The following is an 18602-nucleotide window of genomic DNA, read 5'->3' on the forward strand; positions in this document are numbered from 1 at the left end:
TTCTCTGCTTTGCCGACTTGCGTCAGGCCAGGTCGTAACGATCCAGGTTCATCACCTTCGTCCACGCAGAGACGAAGTCGTCGACGAACTTCCTCCCCGCATCCTTGCTGGCGTACACCTCGGCGAAAGCGCGCAACTGCGAGTGGGAGCCGAAGATGAGGTCCACGCGCGTGCCGGTCCACTTCTTTTCGCCGGTCTTGCGGTCGAATGCCTGGAACACCGCTTCGTTGTCCGTCGTCGGCTTCCACTCCGTGTCCATGCTCAACAGGTTCACGAAGAAGTCGTTGGACAACGTGCCGGGGCGGTCGGTGAAGACGCCGTGCGCGGTCTGGCCGAAGTTGGTGTCGAGTGCGCGCATGCCGCCCACCAGCACCGTCATTTCCGGCCCGGTCAACGTGAGCAGCTGCGCCTTGTCGACGAGCTGCGATTCGGCGGGCACGCCGGCCTTGTACTTGAGGTAATTGCGGAAGCCGTCGGCATGCGGTTCCAGCACGGAGAAAGACGCGACATCGGTCTGTTCCTGCGAGGCATCGGTGCGGCCCGGAGCGAAAGGAACGGTCACCTCCTGGCCGGCATTCCTCGCGCCCTGTTCGACACCGGCATTGCCGGCCAGCACGATCAGGTCGGCCAGCGACACCTTCTTGCCGCCGCCGTTGAAGTCGGACTGGATGCCTTCAAGGACCTTCAGCACCTTGGCCAGGCGTTCGGGCTGGTTGACCTCCCAGTCCTTCTGCGGGGCCAGGCGGATGCGCGCGCCGTTCGCACCGCCGCGCTTGTCGGAGCCGCGGTACGAGGATGCCGACGCCCACGCGGTGGACACCAGCTCCGGCACGGTGAGACCGGAGGCGAGGATCTTCTTCTTCAGCGCATCCGCGTCGGCTTCGTCGATCAGCGGATGGTCGACGGCGGGGACCGGGTCCTGCCAGATCAGTTCTTCGGCCGGCACTTCCGGACCGAGGTAACGCGAACGCGGACCCATGTCGCGATGCGTGAGCTTGAACCACGCGCGCGCGAATGCATCGGCAAACTCGTCCGGACGTTCCAGGAAACGCCGCGCGATCTTCTCGTACGCCGGATCCACGCGCAGCGAGAGGTCGGTGGTCAGCATCGCGGGAGCGCGCCGCTTGTCCGGATCGTGCGCGTCCGGGACGGTGTTCGCGCCCGCGCCGCCCTTGGGTTGCCACTGGTGCGCGCCGCCGGGGCTCTTGGTCAGCTCCCATTCGTAGCCGAACAGGTTCCACAGGAAATTGCTGCTCCACCGCGTCGGCGAACTGGTCCAGGTCACTTCCAGGCCGCTGGTGATCGCGTCGCCGGCGATGCCGGTGCCGTGCGTGCTGTGCCAGCCCAGGCCCTGCGCGACGATGTCGTCGCCTTCCGGATCCACGCCCACGCTCTTCGGATCACCCGCACCGTGTGTCTTGCCGAACGTGTGGCCGCCGGCGATGAGCGCCACCGTCTCCTCGTCGTTCATCGCCATGCGCGCGAACGTCTCGCGGATGTCGCGCGCGGCCGCGACCGGATCGGGATTGCCGTTGGGACCTTCCGGATTCACGTAGATCAGGCCCATCTGCACGGCGCCGAGCGGATTGTCGAGTTCGCGGTCGCCCGAATAACGGCGATCGCCGAGCCACTCTTCTTCCTCGCCCCAGAACACGTCCAGGTCGGGTTCCCACACGTCTTCGCGTCCGCCGCCGAAGCCGAAGGTCTTGAAGCCCATCGTCTCCAGCGCGACGTTGCCGGTGAGGATCATCAGGTCGGCCCACGAGATCTGCTGGCCGTACTTGCGCTTGATCGGCCACAGCAGACGACGCGCCTTGTCCAGGCTCACGTTGTCCGGCCAACTGTTGAGCGGTGCGAAACGCTGCTGGCCGCGACCGCCGCCGCCACGTCCGTCGAAGATGCGGTACGTGCCGGCGCTGTGCCAGGCCATGCGGATGAAGAGCGGTCCGTAGTGGCCGAAGTCCGCCGGCCACCAGGGCTGCGAATCGGTCATCAGGTCGGCGAGGTCCTTCTTCAGTGCCGCGTAGTCGAGCTTCTTGAATTCGGACGCGTAGTTGAAGCCCTTGCCCATCGGGTCGGACTTGGAGGAGTGGTCATGGAGCAGGTCGACACGAAGCTGGTTGGGCCACCAGTGCTGGTTGGTCCGGCCGCCGCCGACGGTGTGTTTGAAAGGACACTTCGATTCAAGGGACATCTGCTCTCTCCTGGGTGCGTGCCTGGGGTCGTGCGTGTTCGACGAAGGACGGGGCGACCGCGCGCCGGCGCCTGCCTGCATTGCAACGCGGGCGGATGACGGAATACCCCTGCGGGGACACGTTAGTGAGGTTCAGGCGGGAGATGAAATCGAATGATCCGAACGATTCGATTCGTCCCGGCTATGGCAAACGCGCAGCGACAACGAAAACGTAACAACGCGCCTCAAGCGGGATGGCCACGGCGTGAAGTAGCCCGGGTAAGCGAAGCGCACCCGGGGATCGACGGCAGGGAACCCGGTGCGCTTCGCTTACCCGGGCTACGTGCGGTGTTCGATCGTTCTGCTCAGCCCAGCGCCTTGAGCCGGTACAGCGCTTCCAGCGCCTGCTTGGGCGTCAGCTCGTCCGGGTCGATCGACGCCAGCGCGTCGAGTGCGGCGGAGGAGGGCGCGAACAGGCCGAATTGCTGCGGTGCATCCAGCGCGACCGGGGCCAGCGACGGCGTGGGCGCGTCGCGACTTTGCTGCTCCAGCTCGGCCAGGCGGCCGCGCGCCTGCTGCACCACGGCCTTGGGCAGACCGGCGAGCGCCGCGACCTGCAGGCCGAAGCTGCGATCGGCCGGGCCGTCCTTCACCGCGTGCATGAAGACGAGCTGGTCACCGTGTTCCACCGCATCCAGATGCACATTGGCGATGCCGCTGCCGGGCTCGGCCAGCGTCGTCAGTTCGAAATAGTGCGTGGCGAACAGCGTGTACGCGCGGTTGTGATGCGCCAGATGGCGCGCGCACGCTTCGGCCAGCGCGAGGCCGTCGTAGGTCGACGTGCCGCGGCCGATCTCGTCCATCAGCACCAGCGACTGCGACGTGGCGTGATGCAGGATGTAACTCGTCTCGCTCATCTCGACCATGAAGGTCGACTGCCCGCGCGCGAGGTCGTCGCCCGCGCCGATGCGGGTGAGGATGCGATCCACCGGCCCGAGCACGGCGCGCGAAGCCGGCACGAAACTGCCGATATGCGCCAGCAGCACGATCAACGCGTTCTGCCGCATGTAGGTCGACTTACCGCCCATGTTCGGGCCGGTGATGACGAGCATGCGGCGATCCTCGCCGAGGATGAGGTCGTTGGGCTCGAACGGATCGCTGCGAACCGCTTCGACCACCGGATGACGTCCGCGCTCGATGCGCAGGCCCGGTTCGTCGACAAGCTGCGGCTGCGCCCAGTCCAGTGCCTGCGCGCGTTCGGCGAAGCAGGTCAGCACGTCGAGTTCCGCCATCGCGGTGGCGCAGCGCTTGAGCGGTTCCAGGCGTTCGTTCAACGCATCCAGCAGTTGTTCGTACAGCAGGCGCTCGCGTGCCAGCGAACGTTCGCGCGCCGACAGCACCTTGTCCTCGAACTGCTTGAGCTCCTCGGTGATGTAACGCTCGGCGCCCGTCAGCGTCTGCCGACGCGTGTAGTGCGTCGGCGCCTTGTCGGCCTGGCCCTTGCTGATTTCGATGTAGTAGCCGTGCACGCGGTTGTAGCCGACCTTGAGCGTCGCGATGCCGGTGGCGGCCTTCTCGCGCGCTTCCAGGTCGATCAGGAACTGGTCGGCGTTGGTCGACAGCGTGCGCAGTTCGTCGAGTTCGGCGTCGTAGCCTTCGTTGAAGATGCCGCCGTCGCGCGCCAGCACCGGCGGCTGCGGCACGATCGCCGACTTGAGCAGGTGCGCGTGTTCGTCGTGTTCGCCCAGTTCCGCGGCCAGATCGGCCAGGCAGGGCGAATCCAGCGGCGCGAGCGTGGCGCGCACGTCCGGCAGCATGCCCAGGCCATCGCGCAGCGTGGACAGGTCGCGTGGGCGCGCGCTGCGCAGGGCGATGCGCGAGAGGATGCGTTCCAGGTCGCCGAGCGCACGGAAGCGTTCGCGAAGATCATCGCCCGCACGCGATTCCAGCAGCGTCGCCACGGCCTGCTGGCGATGGCGCAGCACGCCGCGATCGCGCAGCGGACGATGCAGCCAGCGGCGCAGCAGGCGGCCGCCCATCGGCGTGATCGTCGAATCCAGCACGCCCAGCAGCGTGTGGCGCGTATCGCCGTCCACGCGCGTGTCCAGTTCCAGGTGACGGCGCGTGGCGGCGTTCATCGCGATGGCGCCGTCGCCGGATTCCACGGCGATCGAGGTCAGGTGCGGCAGGCGCTGCTTCTGCGTTTCCTCGACGTAGCCCAGCAGCGCGGCGGCCGCGGCGATCGACAGCGGCTTGTCTTCCAGACCGAAGCCGGACAAGTCGTGCAGGTTGAAGAAGCGCAGCAGCTGGCGGCGGCCGCTGTCGGCGTCGAACAGCCACGGCGCGCGACGGCGCAGGCCGGTGCGCTCGGCCAGCCACGACGGCCAGCCGTCCTCGTCGGCCATCAGTGTTTCGGCCGGTTCCAGGCGGGCGAGCTCGGCCTCCAGCGCGTCCTCGTTGGCCACTTCGTTGACCAGGAAGCGGCCGCCGGCGAGGTCGGCCCAGGCCAGCCCGTAGCCGGTCTTGCCGCGCGCGACGGCCAGCAGCAGCGTGTCGCGGCGCTCGTTGAGCAGCGCCTCGTCGGTCACCGTGCCCGGGGTGACGATGCGCACCACCTTGCGTTCGACGATGCCCTTGGCCAGCGCGGGATCGCCGATCTGCTCGCAGATCGCCACCGATTCGCCCAGCGCGACCAGGCGGGCCAGGTAGCCCTCGGCGGAGTGTTGCGGGACGCCGGCCATCGGGATCGGCTGCCCGCCGGACTGCCCGCGCTGGGTCAGCGTGATGTCCAGCAGCCGCGCCGCCTTGCGGGCGTCGTCGTAGAACAGCTCGTAGAAGTCCCCCATCCGGAAGAACATGAGCACGTCCGGATGGTCCGCCTTGGCGGCGAAGTACTGCTTCATCAGGGGCGTGTGTTCTTGCGGCCGTTCGGCTTGGCTCATGGATCGTGGATCTGCTGCGGGGGGCGGTGGCGCCGGCGGAAGGGCCGGCGAAGCGGGCCACTAGGCTAGCAGCCGACGGCCTTTCCGGCGCCGTTGCATGCGGCGCCGAACCGTGTTGCACCCGCAGCGGGACGCCCCGGCCCGCGGCTTGTGCGCTGCGGCGTGACCCGGGCCTGCGGCGTGCTACGGTCGGCTCGCCGTACGCGCACGTCTGTTGGGGAACTGGACCGCGTCGTAGCCATAACTTCCAGACCCGCCGGTCGCGCCACCGGCATGTGCCCGTCCGGGCACGTTGCCAGGAGTTCGCAAGCAAGCCATTCCAATAACGACACACGCCAGTCATTCCGACGAGGGGAGGGGATCGCGATGGGTTCGTGCAATCCGTGGATGTCCGGGGGCTTCAGTTCGGGAAAGGGTTCGGGAGAGTTGAGTCGCAAGCTGATGCCGTATGCGATCGCCGTGGCGCTCGCATCGTCGCCGGCGATCGAAGTGCGCGCGCAGGAAGTGCCGCGCAGTGGCCTCAGCGCCGAGCAGGAGGTTGAGGACAAGGAGGCCAAGACGCTCGCCGGCCTCGTGGTGACCGCGCAGAAGCGTGAAGAGGCGCTGCAGGACGTGCCGATCATGGTCACCGCGCTGAGCGACCAGATCATCCGCGACACCGGCGTACGTGACGTCAAGGACGTGCAGGTCCTCGTGCCCGGCCTCACCGTGAGCAGCACCCAGAGCGAAGTGCAGACGGTCGCGCGCATCCGCGGCATCGGCACGGTGGGCGACAACGCGGGCCTGGAATCCTCCGTGGGCGTGGTCATCGACGGCATCTACCGTCCGCGCAACGGCGTGGGCTTCGGCGACCTGGGCGAGATCGAGCGCATCGAAGTGCTCAAGGGCCCGCAGGGCACCGTGTTCGGCAAGAACACCTCCGCCGGCGTCATCAACGTCATCACCAAGCGACCGCATTACATCACCCAGGTCGAGGGCGAGATCACCGCGGGCAACTACAACGCGCTGGGCGTGTCGGGTTCGTTGAACATGCCAGTGAGCGACATGGCCGCCTTCCGCGTATATGCCGCCAAGCGCAAGCGCGACGGCTACCTCGATGTGCACACCGGCGCCGGCCCGCGCACCGAGCACGAGGACACCGATCAGAACTTCCATTCGCTGCGCGGCCAGTTCCTGCTGGAGCCCACCGACAACCTCGACATCACCTTCATCGGCGATTTCACCAGCCGCGAGGAGAACTGCTGCGCCGGCGTCACCACCGTGCGCGGACCGACGGCGGCGATCATCGACGCGCTGGCGACCGACAGCGGCGTGGCCCCGGTGGCCGACCCGTTCGCACGCGAGGCCTGGAGCAATCGCAGCACGGAGCAGGACATCAAGGACAAGGGCGTGGCGATGCAGGTCGACTGGATCACGCCGTGGTTCGGCGGGGCGGAGTTGACGTCCATCACCGGCTGGCGCGACTGGGAGGCGATCAACGGGCTGGACTTCGACTTCTCCAGCGCCGACCTGCTGTACCGCGAGGCCAACCCGGACGAATCGCTGACGGCCTTCGAAACGCTGAGTCAGGAGTTCCGCTTCACCGGTTCCACCGACAAGGTGGACTGGATGGTGGGCCTGTTCTATTCCGACGAAGACCTCACGCGCCACGATTCCTATCGCATCGGCGCGGGCTACGAGCCGTACCTGTCGACGGCGGTGCTGGGCCAGTTGGCCGCGCGCCTGCCGCCCGGCGTGGTGAACATGGCGAATGCGGCGGCGTTCTATTCGCAGGCGACGGGACGTCCGTTCGGCACCGTGTTCGCGGGCCTGGGCGCGGACGACGACTACGAGCAGAACGCCAAGAGCACTGCCATCTTCACCAACAACACCTGGCACGCCACCGACGCGCTCGACCTCACGCTGGGCCTGCGTTACACGCGTGAGGAGAAGACGCTGGATTCGGTCTACTCCAATCCCAACGGCAGCCCGGGTTGCAGCGCATTGCTGACCAACCCGACCCGCGCCGCGCAGGCGCTGGCCGCGCGCGGCGCGCCGGCGGCGGCGATTCCGGCGATGGTGCCGCAGGTGGTCGCCTTCGGCTGCCTGCCCTGGGCCAACGTGCGCCACAACGGTCGCGACACGCACCAGGAGCGCGAGGAAAAGGAGTGGTCCGGCACGCTCAAGGCCGCGTACCGCTTCAACGAGCAGGTGATGGTCTACGCCTCCGGCGCGCGCGGCTACAAGGCCGGCGGCTTCAACCTCGATCGCGTGCAATCGTCCGACGGTCTGTCGAGCGGCACGGCGGGCATCGTGCCGGTGAACGACACCTCGTTCCCTGCGGAGTTCGTCGACAGCTACGAGTTGGGCACCAAGACGACGTGGGCCGACGGCAACTTGCTGCTCAACGCGACGCTGTTCCACCAGGAGTACAGCGACTTCCAGCTCAACAGCTTCCTCGGGACCAGCTTCGTGGTGCGCTCGATTCCCGAGCTGATCTCCAAGGGCATCGACACCGAGGTGCTGTACCAGACGCGCCTGGAAGGCCTGAGCCTGCAGGGTGGCGTCGTGTACGCGGACACGCGCTACGGCGATGACCCGCTGCCCGACGCCGACCTCGCGCGCCTGCCCGGAAGCCGTGCCAGCTTCGCGCCGTACTGGTCGGCGACGGCGTCGGTGACGTACGAGTGGGACTTCACCGATACGTTGATGGGTCGTTTCAACATCGGCGGCAAGTACATGTCGGACTACAACACCGGTTCCGACCTGGACCCCGAGAAGCTGCAGGACGCCTACACCGTGGTGAACGCACGCGTGGGCATCGGCGCGAGCAACCGCCGCTGGAGCGTGGAGGCGTGGGCGCTCAACCTCACCGACGAGGACTACATGCAGGTCGGCTTCGACGCGCCGCTGCAGACCGGTTCGTGGAACGCGTTCCTCGGCGCACCGCGCACCTACGGCATGACGTTGCGGGTGCTGTACTGATTCGAGCTCGAAGCCCCTCTCCCGCACGCGGGAGAGGGGTTGGGTTGAGGGCTGGGCCGACCCGTTATCATTCGGCCCATGAAGAACGACGTCACCGACACCGCATTGCTGCGCCTGGCCGAACAGGTCGGCGAATCCGCCCGCGCCCATCGCCAGACCCTGGTCACCGCCGAGAGCTGCACCGGCGGCTGGATCGCCAAGATGCTCACCGACATCCCCGGTTCCTCGGGCTGGTTCGAGTGCGGCATGGCGGCTTACAGCTACGAGGCCAAGCAGGCGTTGCTGGGCGTGCGTCCGCAGACGCTGGAAACCCATGGAGCGGTGAGCCGCGAGACGGTGATCGAAATGGTCTCCGGCGCACTCGTGCATTCGGGCGCCACGCTCGCAGTAGCGGTGACCGGCATCGCCGGCCCCGGCGGCGGCACCGAGGACAAGCCGGTGGGCACGGTGTGGATCGCGTGGAAGCGTCGCGGCGGCTATCCCACGGCTGTCACGTTCCATTTCGACGGCGACCGCGACGCCGTGCGCCGCCAGACCGTGGCCGCCGCGCTGCACGGGCTGGCCGAGCTGATGGCCTGATCCACCGGCCGAGTCCACCCGGGGCCGACGAGCGGCGTTGACGCCCCGGAAAGTCTGTTAGTAGTATTGCTACTAATGGACATCACCGACACCCAGCGCGCCATCCTCGCCCTCATCGCCGAGCGCATCGAGGTCGAGGGCGTTCCCCCGTCGCAGACGGAGATCGCCCGCGCGATGGGATTCAGCAGCGTCCGCGCCGCGCAGTACCACCTGGAAGCACTGGAGCAGGCCGGCGCCATCCAGCGCATGCCGGGCCGGGCGCGCGCGATCCGTCTGTGCGCCGTGCCGGACCTGTCCGCCCGCGAACTCCCGGTGAAGCACGTCGAAGCCGAAGAGGCCGCCAACGATGCGCTGCGCCTGCCGGTGCTGGGTCAGGTCGCCGCCGGTCGTCCGATTGGCGCCGACATCGGCTCGGACAACTTCGTCCTTCTCGACCGCGTCTTCTTCTCGCCCACCCCTGATTACCTGCTCAAGGTGAAGGGCGACTCCATGCGCGACGAAGGCATCTTCAACGGCGATCTCATCGGCGTGCACCGCACGAACGACGCGCGCTCGGGCCAGATCGTGGTCGCGCGCATCGACGAGGAGATCACCGTCAAGCTCCTCAAGATCGGCAAGGACCGCATTCGCCTGCTTCCCCGTAATCCCGACTACGCACCGATCGAGGTCGAGCCGGGCCAGGACTTCGCCATCGAAGGCCTGTACTGCGGCCTGGTGAGGCCGAACCGATGAACTTCCCGGCGAATGGCCGGACCGGCGTCAGTGGCGTTCCGGGGCAGGGTGCGGGGTTTTCCCACACCCTGTCCCGGACACCCCTCATGCCCGGCGAGCCATCGCCCATGCAATCTGACGACGACCGCGTTCGCGTCTCAACCCGTGCGATACGCGCCCGCTAGATTGCGACCCAAGCAACGACTTCCGCCACTGACACTGAAGGAACCACCACGATGGACGACAACAAGAAGCGCGCCCTCTCGGCCGCACTGGGCCAGATCGAAAAGCAGTTCGGCAAGGGCTCGGTGATGCGCATGGGCGACCGCACGATCGAGGCCGCCGAGGTCATCGGCACCGGCTCGCTGATGCTCGACATCGCGCTGGGCATCGGCGGCCTGCCCAAGGGCCGCGTGGTCGAGGTCTACGGTCCGGAATCCTCGGGCAAGACCACCCTCACGCTGCAGGCCATCGCCCAGTGCCAGAAGGCCGGCGGCACCTGCGCCTTCATCGACGCCGAGCACGCGCTCGATCCCATCTACGCCGGCAAGCTCGGTGTCAACGTCGACGACCTGCTGGTCAGCCAGCCCGACACGGGCGAGCAGGCGCTGGAAATCGCCGACATGCTGGTGCGCTCGAACGCCGTCGACATGGTCGTGGTGGACTCCGTTGCGGCGCTGACGCCGAAGGCGGAAATCGAAGGCGAGATGGGCGACCAGCTGCCGGGCCTGCAGGCGCGCCTGATGAGCCAGGCGCTGCGCAAGCTCACCGGCAACATCAAGCGTTCCAACTGCCTGGTGATCTTCATCAACCAGCTGCGCATGAAGATCGGCGTGATGATGCCGGGCCAGAGCCCGGAAACCACCACCGGCGGCAATGCGCTCAAGTTCTACGCCTCGGTGCGCCTGGACATCCGTCGCATCGGTTCGATCAAGAAGGGCGACGAGATCATCGGCAACCAGACCCGCATCAAGGTCGTCAAGAACAAGATGGCGCCCCCGTTCAAGCAGGTGGTCACCGAGATCCTGTACGGCGAGGGCATCTCGCGCGAGGGCGAGCTGATCGACATGGGCGTGGAGGCCAAGCTGGTCGAGAAGTCGGGCGCCTGGTACAGCGCGTACGACGAGCGCATCGGCCAGGGCAAGGAGAACGCCCGCCAGTACCTCAAGGACAACCCGCAAGTGGCGGCCAGGCTCGAAGCCGCGCTGCGCGAAAAGTTCGTGCCGGCCGAAGCCTCTCGCGAAGAGGCCAATGACGCGGCCGAGGACGAGTAAACCGGTACGGGGCTGGATCCAATGAAGGCGACATCACGCCATGCATGACGATCCGAGCGACAGCGGGCCCGGCGAGAGCCGGCCCCGTCGCAAGGGACGGGAGCAGACCCCCGTGCAACGTGCCCTGGGCCTGCTGACCCGGCGCGAGCACTCCCGCAAGGAGCTGAACCGGAAGCTGACCTCGCGTGGCCTGGATGCCGGCGAGGTCAAGGCCGCGGTGGATCGGCTGGCGGGCGAGGGCTGGCAGGACGACGAGCGTTTCGCCCAGGGAGTCGTCCGGAACCGCGCCGCCAGTGGCTACGGGCCGCTGCGTATCCGTGCCGAGTTGTCCACGCACGGGCTCGATCGCGAGGCCGTCGCCCGCGCCATGGACACCTTCGAAGGCGACTGGACCGAGAACGCCCGCGATCTGGTCCGCCGCCGTTTCGGGGCCGCGGTGGACGATATCGCCCAGCGTCGCAAGGCGGCGGACTTCCTGATCCGCCGTGGTTTCGACCACTCCAGCGTACGGGCCGCGACCCGGTGGGACCCGGACGACGAGTGAGATGACCCCGCCGCCCCCCGCAGGGCGGCCGGATACTGCCAAGGCGCCGCCAACCCGGCGATGCCACTTTGCCAAGCGCATCGCCGCGGGGCCTGCTACGCTAGCGGGCTTTCCGGCCTGGGTTGCCTGCTCCAGTCGACGCCCCCAATCAAGAGGGCATGGGCCGGTCCGAGTCACTCCGGCCCCGTCACCGACTTCGCGCGACAGGCATGAAAACCACTACCGAAATCCGCAGCGATTTCCTCGAGTTCTTCCGCAGCAAGGCCCACACCATCGTGCCCTCGGCACCGCTGGTGCCGGCCAACGACCCGACGTTGCTGTTCACGAACTCGGGCATGGTCCAGTTCAAGAACGTCTTCCTCGGCAGCGAAAAGCCGGGCTACGTGCGCGCGGCCGACGTGCAGCGCTGCCTGCGCGCCGGCGGCAAGCACAACGACCTCGATCAGGTCGGCTATACCGCGCGCCATCACACCTTCTTCGAGATGCTCGGCAACTGGTCGTTCGGCGACTACTTCAAGGAAGACGCGATCGCCTGGGCCTGGGAGCTGCTGACCCAGGTCTGGGGCTTGGCGCCCGAGCGCCTGACCGTCACGGTCTACCACACCGACGACGAGGCCTACGGGATCTGGAACAAGAAGATCGGCGTGCCGGCCGAGCGCATCGTCCGCATTGGCGACAACAAGGGCGCGCCGTTCGCATCAGACAATTTCTGGCAGATGGCCGACACCGGCCCCTGCGGTCCGTGCACAGAAATTTTCTACGATCACGGTGCCCACATCGCCGGTGGCCCGCCGGGTTCGCCCGATGAGGACGGTGATCGCTTCATCGAGATCTGGAACCTGGTGTTCATGCAGTTCGACCGCCAGCCCGACGGCACGCTCGAACCGCTGCCGGCGCCGTGCGTGGACACCGGCATGGGCCTGGAGCGCCTGGCCGCCGTGCTGCAGGGCGTGCACGGCAACTACGAGATCGACCTGTTCCGGCACCTGATCGCCAAGGCCGCGGAATTCACCGGCACCGCCGATCTGGACAACAAGTCGCTGCGCGTGATCGCCGATCACATCCGCGCCTGCGCCTTCCTCATCGTCGACGGTGTCCTGCCCAGCAACGAAGGCCGCGGCTATGTGCTTCGCCGCATCATCCGCCGGGCGCTGCGCCACGGCTGGATGCTGGGCCAGAAGGGCCAGTTCTTCAGCCGCATGGTGACGCCGCTGGTCGAAGTGATGGGCGATGCCTATCCGGAGCTGACCGCCAAGCGTGAGTTCGTCGAGCGCGCGCTGCTGGCCGAGGAGGAGCGTTTCGCCGAGACGCTCGATTCGGGCATGCGCATCTTCGACGAAGTCGCTTCGCGCTCGAACACGACGATTCCGGGCGTGGACGCGTTCCGCCTGTACGACACCTACGGCTTCCCGGTCGACCTGACCGCCGACATCGCGCGCGAGCGCGGCCTGTCGGTGGACATGGAAGGCTTCGACGCTGCGATGGAACAGCAGCGCGAAACCGCCCGCGCCGCCGGCAAGTTCGGCAATGCCGCGACGATGCCGGCCGAGCTGGCCGCGCAACTGGCGCCGACGCAGTTCCTCGGCTACGAGCGACTGGGTGACGAGGGCTTGGAAATTGTCGCGCTGCTGAAAAATGGTCGCGCGGTCGACCGCATCGAGGCGGGCGAAGAGGCCGCGGTCATTCTCGATCGCACCCCGTTCTACGCCGAAAGCGGCGGCCAGGTCGGCGATACCGGCGACCTCGAAGCCGGTGCGGCACGCTTCGCCGTGCGCGACACGGTGAAGTTCGCCGGCCAGTTCCATGGCCACGTCGGCACGCTCGCCAGCGGCTCGCTGCAGCGCGGTGAACGCGTGCGCGCGACCGTCGACAGCGTGCGCCGCGCAGCGACCGTGCTGAACCATTCGGCCACCCATTTGCTTCACGCCGCGCTGCGCAGCGTCCTGGGCGATCACGTCACCCAGAAGGGTTCGCTCGTCGCGCCCGACCGCCTGCGTTTCGACTTCTCGCATTTCGCGCCGATGAGCGCGGGCGAGCTTGCCGAGATCGAGCGCCGCGTCAACGCCGAGATCCGCAACAACCACGCTGCCGAAGTGCACCACATGGGCATGCAGGAAGCGCTGGATTTCGGCGCGATGGCGCTGTTCGGCGAGAAGTACGGCGACCATGTTCGCGTGCTGCGCATGGGCGAGGCGTCGACCGAACTGTGCGGCGGCACCCACGTTTCGCGCACCGGTGACATCGGCCTGTTCAAGATCGTCTCCGAAAGCGGCGTGTCGGCCGGCGTACGTCGCATCGAGGCGCTGACGGGGCAGGGCGCGCTGGACTTCGTGGCCGAGGAAGAGCGTCGTCTGGACGATGCGGCCCGCCTGCTGGGAGGCAATGCGGCGGACGTGTCCGACAAGTTGCGCAGCCTGCTCGATCGCCAGAGGAAGCTCGAGCGCGAGCTGGAGTCGCTCAAGGCCAAGGCCGCCACCGGCGCGACCTCCGATCTCGCGGGCTCCGCTACGCAGGTCCACGGTGTGAAGGTGGTGGCGACGCGGTTGGAGGGCTTCGACGCCAAGGCGCTGCGTGACGCGGTGGACCGCCTGAAGCAGCAACTCGGCGATGCCGTCATCGTTCTGGCCGGCGCGGCGGACGGGAAGGCAGCCCTGGTGGCGGGAGTGAACGGCAGTGCGGCCGGCAAGGTGAAGGCCGGGGAACTCCTCGCGCATGTCGCCAGTCGGATCAATGGCAAGGGCGGCGGTCGCGCCGACATGGCACAGGGAGGCGGCGAGGATGGTCCGGCCCTGGTCCAGGCACTTGCCGAAGTGGCCCGTTGGGTGGAAAACAAGCTTGGCTGAATGGTGAACGCAAGCCACCTGCGGTTGCGGGCCTGTTTGGCCCACCGCTAAGATGGCCTACGTTTTTATGTGATCTGCGGCACTCCCCGGGGAGTGCCATATGCCGGACCCGTAAGCCGGCTTATAGGAGACGTTTAGATGCTGATCCTGACGCGTCGCGTCGGTGAGACCTTGATGATCGGCGACTCGGTGACTGTCACCGTGCTCGGCGTCAAGGGAAACCAGGTGCGCATTGGAATTACCGCACCGAAAGATGTTGCGGTTCACCGTGAAGAAATTTATCAGCGCATCCAGCGCGGCGAGGAGCCTGCGGACAACGATTCGGGCAAGCACGGCGCGGCCTGAGAAAATCGTTTGCCGTATGCGGGGCGAGCCGTTATCCTTTGCGCCCGCACCGTTTTGATGTTCCGCGGAGACTTGCCCGAGAGGCCGAAGGGGCTCCCCTGCTAAGGGAGTATGGGGTCAAAAGCTCCATCGAGGGTTCGAATCCCTCAGTCTCCGCCAGTTCCATCGACCGGCCGGATTGGCCAGGATGCTTCGGCATGCTGGCGCTGCACGAAGCGGTACGCCGCGTCGCGCAGGCAATCCGAAGCGGTCGCACGAGATCCGCGCGGTCCGTGCACTGTCGAATCGCCTTCAACGGCATCGACAGAAATGTTCGAAAAATGTTTGACGAATCGGAAACGGTCCTTCATAATTTTTCAACTCAGCGCCCGTAGCTCAGCTGGATAGAGCACCAGGCTACGAACTTGGTGGTCGGGAGTTCGAATCTCTCCGGGCGCGCCATACAAGGCAGAAGGGCCGATGCGAAAGCATCGGCCCTTTTGTTTTGTCTGCGATTCGGGATTTTCTCTCGAGTCGTCATTCCCGCGACGGCGGGAATCCAACTCGCAAACGCCGCTGTGTCGTCCGGAAAGCGTGAGTCTGGAAAGTTGGATTCCCGCCTTCGCGGGAATGACGGCACGACAAGCGCAAGCCTGACCGACGCGAAGGCCGATATCGCCGACAACGCTCAACCCGCGGTCACTTCCGCTGCGGCGTTCGACTCGCGTCCATGCTCCGGCGCATCGCCGTAATACTCGCGATACCACGCCACGAATCGCGCAATGCCTTCTTCCACCGTCACGCTGGGTGCATAGCCCATGTCGCGTGCGAGATCCGTGCAATCGGCTTCGGTCGCGGGCACGTCGCCGGCCTGCAACGGCAGCATGCGCATCGTCGCCTTGCGCCCGAGGCATTGTTCGAGCACTTCGATGTAGCGCAACAGTTCGACGCTTTCACCGCTGCCGATGTTGTACAGCCGATAGGGCGCAACGCCACTGCTCGCGGGATCGGGCGAATGCCCGTCCCACCGCGTATCCACACCGGGCACGCGATCGAGCGCGCGCACCACGCCGGCGACGATGTCGTCGACATAGGTGAAGCTGCGCTTGTGGCGACCGTGGTTGAACACCGCAATCGGCTCGCTCGCCAGGATCGCGCGCGTGAACAGGAACAACGCCATGTCCGGCCGGCCCCACGGACCATACACGGTGAAGAAGCGCAGCCCGGTGCATGGCAATCCGTACAGATGCGCGTAGCTGTGCGCCATCGCCTCGTTGGCTTTCTTGGTCGCGGCATAGAGCGTGAGCGGATGTTCGGTGTGCTGGTGTTCGGAGAACGGCATCGCGGTGTTCGCGCCGTATACCGAACTGGTCGATGCATAAACCAGGTGCTCCACGCCGTGATGCCGGCATCCTTCGATGACATGCAGGAACCCGGTGACGTTGCTCGCCACGTATACGTGCGGATTCTCGGCGGCATAACGCACGCCCGCCTGCGCCGCCAGGTGCACGACGCGCGCGGGGCGATGGTCGCGGAACAGCGCTTCCACCGCGTCACGATCGGCGAGATCACCGTGCACGTGCGTGTAGCCGGGATGATCGGCGAAGCGGGCCAGCCGTGCGCGCTTGAGTCGCACGTCGTAATAGTCGTTGAGGTTGTCGAAGCCGATCACCTCGTCGCCGCGGGCGAGTAGCGCCTGCGCGACATGCGATCCGATGAACCCTGCCGTACCCGTGACCAGGACCTTCATGCTCACAGCCGGCCGTCCACCGCATCGCGCGGAAGCACGTACTTGACGTCGTAGACCACCGACACGGGCTTGCCGAATGCGCGCACGCCGTTCCCGCCCAGTTCGGCGAATTCGCGGTGCGCGACCGCGACGATCACGGCGTCGTAGCCGCCCTGTGCGGGCGTGGGAACCGGTGTGATGCCGTATTCGTGCGCGGCATCGCCGCCATTCACCCAAGGATCGTGCACGTCCACCTGCGCGTTGTACCCGTGCAGTGCATGCACGATGTCGACCACGCGCGTGTTGCGCAGGTCGGGGCAGTTTTCCTTGAATGCCAGTCCGAGGATCAGGATGCGCGCCTGCACCGGGTTGATGCCCTTGCGCACCATCAGTCGCACGACCTCGCTGGCGATGTACGCGCCCATGCCGTCGTTGGTGCGGCGGCCGGCGAGGATCACGTCCGGATGGTGGCCGATTTCCTGCGCCTTGTGGGTGAGGTAGTAGGGGTCCACGCCGATGCAATGACCACCGACCAGCCCCGGCCGGAACGGCAGGAAGTTCCACTTCGTTCCCGCTGCCTGCAGCACTTCCAGCGTGTCGATGCCGAGCTTGTTGAACAGGATCGCCAGATCGTTGACCAGCGCGATGTTGAGATCACGCTGCGTGTTCTCGATCACCTTCGCCGCTTCGGCGACCTTGATCGAACTGGCCTTGTGCGTCCCGGCCTCGATGATCGAGCCGTACAGCGCATCGACGAAATCCGCCACCTGCGGTGTCGAGCCGGAGGTGATCTTCAGGATGCTGGTGAGGCGGTGTTCCCGGTCGCCCGGGTTGATGCGCTCCGGGCTGTAGCCGGCAAAGAAGTCGCGATTGAACACCAGGCCGGAGGCGCGCTCCAGGATCGGCACGCAGACTTCCTCGGTGCAGCCGGGGTACACGGTGGATTCGTAGACGACGACGTCGCCGCGCTTGAGCACCTTGCCCAGCGCCTCGCTCGCGCGCGCCAGCGGGCCCAGGTCCGGGCGCTTGGCCGCGTCGATGGGTGTGGGCACGGTGACGATGTAGACGTTGCATCGCTGCAACATGTCCAGGTCGTTGCTGCATCGCAGGCGGCGGGCTTCGGCCAGGTCGGCCGGTTCCACTTCCAGCGTGCTGTCGCGCCCGTCGCGCAGTTCCGCCACGCGCTGGGCGTTGATGTCGAAGCCCACGGTGTCGTACTGGCGGCCGAAGGCCACCGCCAACGGCAATCCGACATACCCCAGGCCGACCACGCCCACGCGCACCGTCTGCAGCGAGGGTGGCGATGCGGCGACGCCTCCGCCTTGCGCTGCCGCGTCGGCATCGCGCCGGTGGGTGTCGCGTGTGGGCCGGTGGACCAGCCGTTCCCCGAAATCGGTCGTGTCCATTCACTCGCTCGTTCGTTGGCTGGCGACCGGCCGCATGCGGCCACGGTCGCCTTGATGCAGCAAACGCAGCGCGGGCCCGGAACAGGCCGTGTCCGCGTCCAGGCCACCGCTGCGTTCGTCTTCAGTTGAATCCGAATCGGAACCGGCATGACCGGACAGGGGGCGAGGGTGGCGGTCGCATGGCGACAGGAAGCATCGGCGTGTTCACTGCGCGAGGCGTTCGCGTGCGGGCCGATGGCGCCCGGCGCCTGTGCGACCGCCGTCGTCGACCTGCGCGACTGGCACCCCTGGCTGGACCAAGCCTGGGCGATGCTCGACGCGCCACACCGCCAGCGCGTGAGTCAGCGCCGTTTCGCGGCCGACCGTGAAGCGCTGGCGCTGACGTATGCGCTGCACCGGCTTTTCGTGGCGCGGGCGCTGGATCTGGACGAGGCGTCGGTCGTCATCGCGCGCGATGCCGAAGGCGCCCCGTGGTTGCCCGGCGTGCACCTGCGCGGCCGGCCCGTGCGCACCAGCCTCAGCCATGCCGACGGCGTGGCGGCCTTCGCGCTGTGCGCGGCGGGGCCGGTGGGCGTGGATATCGAAGCCGCGTTCCGCGCGGCCGAATTGCCCGGCATCGCGGCCAGCGTCTGTCATCCGGACGAATGGCAGTCACTGGCGGGCTTTCCCGAACCGGCCTGCAGCCGCGCGCTGCTGGCGCTGTGGGTGCGCAAGGAAGCCCTGCTCAAGGCCGAAGGCATCGGCCTGGCGCGCGAGATGAGCAGTTTCCACGCCGCTGCCGGCGCGGAGTTTTTACTGGCCGGGCACGCGCGGGAACCTGCGGCGTGCAGCGTGCGCCTGGCCATGCTCGATGTAGGCGAGCGATGGACCGCGGCCGTAGCGGCGCCGCGTGAGGCCGCGGTCGAATGTTTGCTTGCGCACCCGCTTGGGAACTCCGCTGGCCGGACGGCCGGCGAGAGGGCGTTGTACCTGTCGTGATGGCGTCGCAGAGGGGGAACGTCATGTCCATGACGCGCGACGCACGGCCCACCGGGCCGGGGATCCTCCGAACCTTCGACCAGTTGTTTGACAGACGTGCGTGCGCCCGCGTGCGCACGTCGTGGGAGTGCGGTC

The 18602-nt window shown here is 67.1% G+C and carries 12 protein-coding genes and 2 tRNA genes; 10 read left to right on the top strand and 4 right to left on the bottom strand.

Annotation, left to right across the window (positions count from 1 at the left end):
- Positions 1–22: 22 nt before the first annotated feature.
- Both katG and mutS read right to left on the bottom strand, forming a co-directional pair.
- The gene (gene katG / locus AAFF32_RS10830) at positions 23–2194 is read right to left on the bottom strand and encodes a catalase/peroxidase HPI (protein ID WP_342315186.1); all 2172 of its coding nucleotides are present in this window, start codon (positions 2192–2194) and stop codon (positions 23–25) included.
- A gap of 344 nt (positions 2195–2538) precedes the next feature.
- Positions 2539–5115 carry a DNA mismatch repair protein MutS gene (gene mutS, locus AAFF32_RS10835; protein WP_342315187.1) on the bottom strand — a complete coding sequence of 859 codons (2577 nt, stop codon included), beginning with the start codon at positions 5113–5115 and terminating at the stop codon, positions 2539–2541.
- Positions 5116–5541: 426 nt separating this feature from the next.
- Here mutS and AAFF32_RS10840 point away from each other — a divergent pair, with 426 nt between their 5' ends.
- The 9 genes from AAFF32_RS10840 (at position 5542) to AAFF32_RS10880 (ending at position 14816) form a co-directional block, all read left to right on the top strand.
- Positions 5542–8079 carry a TonB-dependent receptor gene (locus AAFF32_RS10840; protein ID WP_342315188.1) on the top strand — a complete coding sequence of 846 codons (2538 nt, stop codon included), beginning with the start codon at positions 5542–5544 and terminating at the stop codon, positions 8077–8079.
- A gap of 78 nt (positions 8080–8157) precedes the next feature.
- A complete protein-coding gene (locus AAFF32_RS10845; RefSeq protein ID WP_216958571.1) occupies positions 8158–8658 on the top strand; it encodes a CinA family protein in 501 nt (166 codons plus the stop codon).
- A gap of 75 nt (positions 8659–8733) precedes the next feature.
- Positions 8734–9390 (top strand): transcriptional repressor LexA, encoded by a 657-nt coding sequence (gene lexA, locus AAFF32_RS10850; RefSeq protein WP_342315189.1) that lies wholly within the window; start codon positions 8734–8736, stop codon positions 9388–9390.
- A gap of 215 nt (positions 9391–9605) precedes the next feature.
- Positions 9606–10643 carry a recombinase RecA gene (gene recA / locus AAFF32_RS10855; RefSeq protein WP_216958566.1) on the top strand — a complete coding sequence of 346 codons (1038 nt, stop codon included), beginning with the start codon at positions 9606–9608 and terminating at the stop codon, positions 10641–10643.
- Positions 10644–10683: 40 nt separating this feature from the next.
- Positions 10684–11187, top strand: a complete 504-nt coding sequence (gene recX / locus AAFF32_RS10860) for a recombination regulator RecX (RefSeq protein WP_216958563.1) — start codon at positions 10684–10686, stop codon at positions 11185–11187.
- A 209-nt stretch (positions 11188–11396) separates the two neighbouring features.
- Entirely contained in the window at positions 11397–14030 is a 2634-nt protein-coding gene (gene alaS / locus AAFF32_RS10865) for an alanine--tRNA ligase (RefSeq protein WP_342315190.1), read from the top strand.
- Between the two features lie 138 nt (positions 14031–14168).
- Entirely contained in the window at positions 14169–14375 is a 207-nt protein-coding gene (csrA, locus tag AAFF32_RS10870; RefSeq protein WP_216958557.1) for a carbon storage regulator CsrA, read from the top strand.
- Positions 14376–14441: 66 nt separating this feature from the next.
- Positions 14442–14534 (top strand) — tRNA-Ser (locus AAFF32_RS10875).
- 205 nt (positions 14535–14739) lie between these two features.
- A tRNA-Arg gene (locus tag AAFF32_RS10880) sits at positions 14740–14816 on the top strand.
- Between the two features lie 226 nt (positions 14817–15042).
- On the opposite strand, the gene AAFF32_RS10885 is transcribed toward AAFF32_RS10880, so the two are convergent.
- Positions 15043–16104: an NAD-dependent epimerase gene (locus AAFF32_RS10885; protein ID WP_216958554.1), complete on the bottom strand. Its 1062-nt coding sequence runs from the start codon at positions 16102–16104 to the stop codon at positions 15043–15045.
- 2 nt (positions 16105–16106) lie between these two features.
- On the bottom strand, positions 16107–17375 hold the full coding sequence (tviB, locus tag AAFF32_RS10890) for a Vi polysaccharide biosynthesis UDP-N-acetylglucosamine C-6 dehydrogenase TviB (protein WP_254200301.1): 1269 nt from the start codon (positions 17373–17375) through the stop codon (positions 16107–16109).
- Between the two features lie 261 nt (positions 17376–17636).
- Here tviB and AAFF32_RS10895 point away from each other — a divergent pair, with 261 nt between their 5' ends.
- The gene (locus AAFF32_RS10895) at positions 17637–18467 is read left to right on the top strand and encodes a 4'-phosphopantetheinyl transferase superfamily protein (RefSeq protein WP_216958548.1); all 831 of its coding nucleotides are present in this window, start codon (positions 17637–17639) and stop codon (positions 18465–18467) included.
- Positions 18468–18602: the final 135 nt, after the last annotated feature.

Origin of the sequence: Lysobacter sp. FW306-1B-D06B (genome assembly GCF_038446665.1) — a bacterium.
GTDB lineage: Bacteria > Pseudomonadota > Gammaproteobacteria > Xanthomonadales > Xanthomonadaceae > Lysobacter_J.

Coding starts and splice junctions, on each gene's coding strand:
- katG (WP_342315186.1), bottom strand. CDS start 2,194: ATGTCCCTTGAATCGAAGTGTCCTTTCAAACACACCGTCGGCGGCGGC.
- mutS (WP_342315187.1), bottom strand. CDS start 5,115: ATGAGCCAAGCCGAACGGCCGCAAGAACACACGCCCCTGATGAAGCAG.
- AAFF32_RS10845 (WP_216958571.1), top strand. CDS start 8,158: ATGAAGAACGACGTCACCGACACCGCATTGCTGCGCCTGGCCGAACAG.
- lexA (WP_342315189.1), top strand. CDS start 8,734: ATGGACATCACCGACACCCAGCGCGCCATCCTCGCCCTCATCGCCGAG.
- recA (WP_216958566.1), top strand. CDS start 9,606: ATGGACGACAACAAGAAGCGCGCCCTCTCGGCCGCACTGGGCCAGATC.
- recX (WP_216958563.1), top strand. CDS start 10,684: ATGCATGACGATCCGAGCGACAGCGGGCCCGGCGAGAGCCGGCCCCGT.
- alaS (WP_342315190.1), top strand. CDS start 11,397: ATGAAAACCACTACCGAAATCCGCAGCGATTTCCTCGAGTTCTTCCGC.
- csrA (WP_216958557.1), top strand. CDS start 14,169: ATGCTGATCCTGACGCGTCGCGTCGGTGAGACCTTGATGATCGGCGAC.
- AAFF32_RS10885 (WP_216958554.1), bottom strand. CDS start 16,104: ATGAAGGTCCTGGTCACGGGTACGGCAGGGTTCATCGGATCGCATGTC.
- AAFF32_RS10895 (WP_216958548.1), top strand. CDS start 17,637: ATGACCGGACAGGGGGCGAGGGTGGCGGTCGCATGGCGACAGGAAGCA.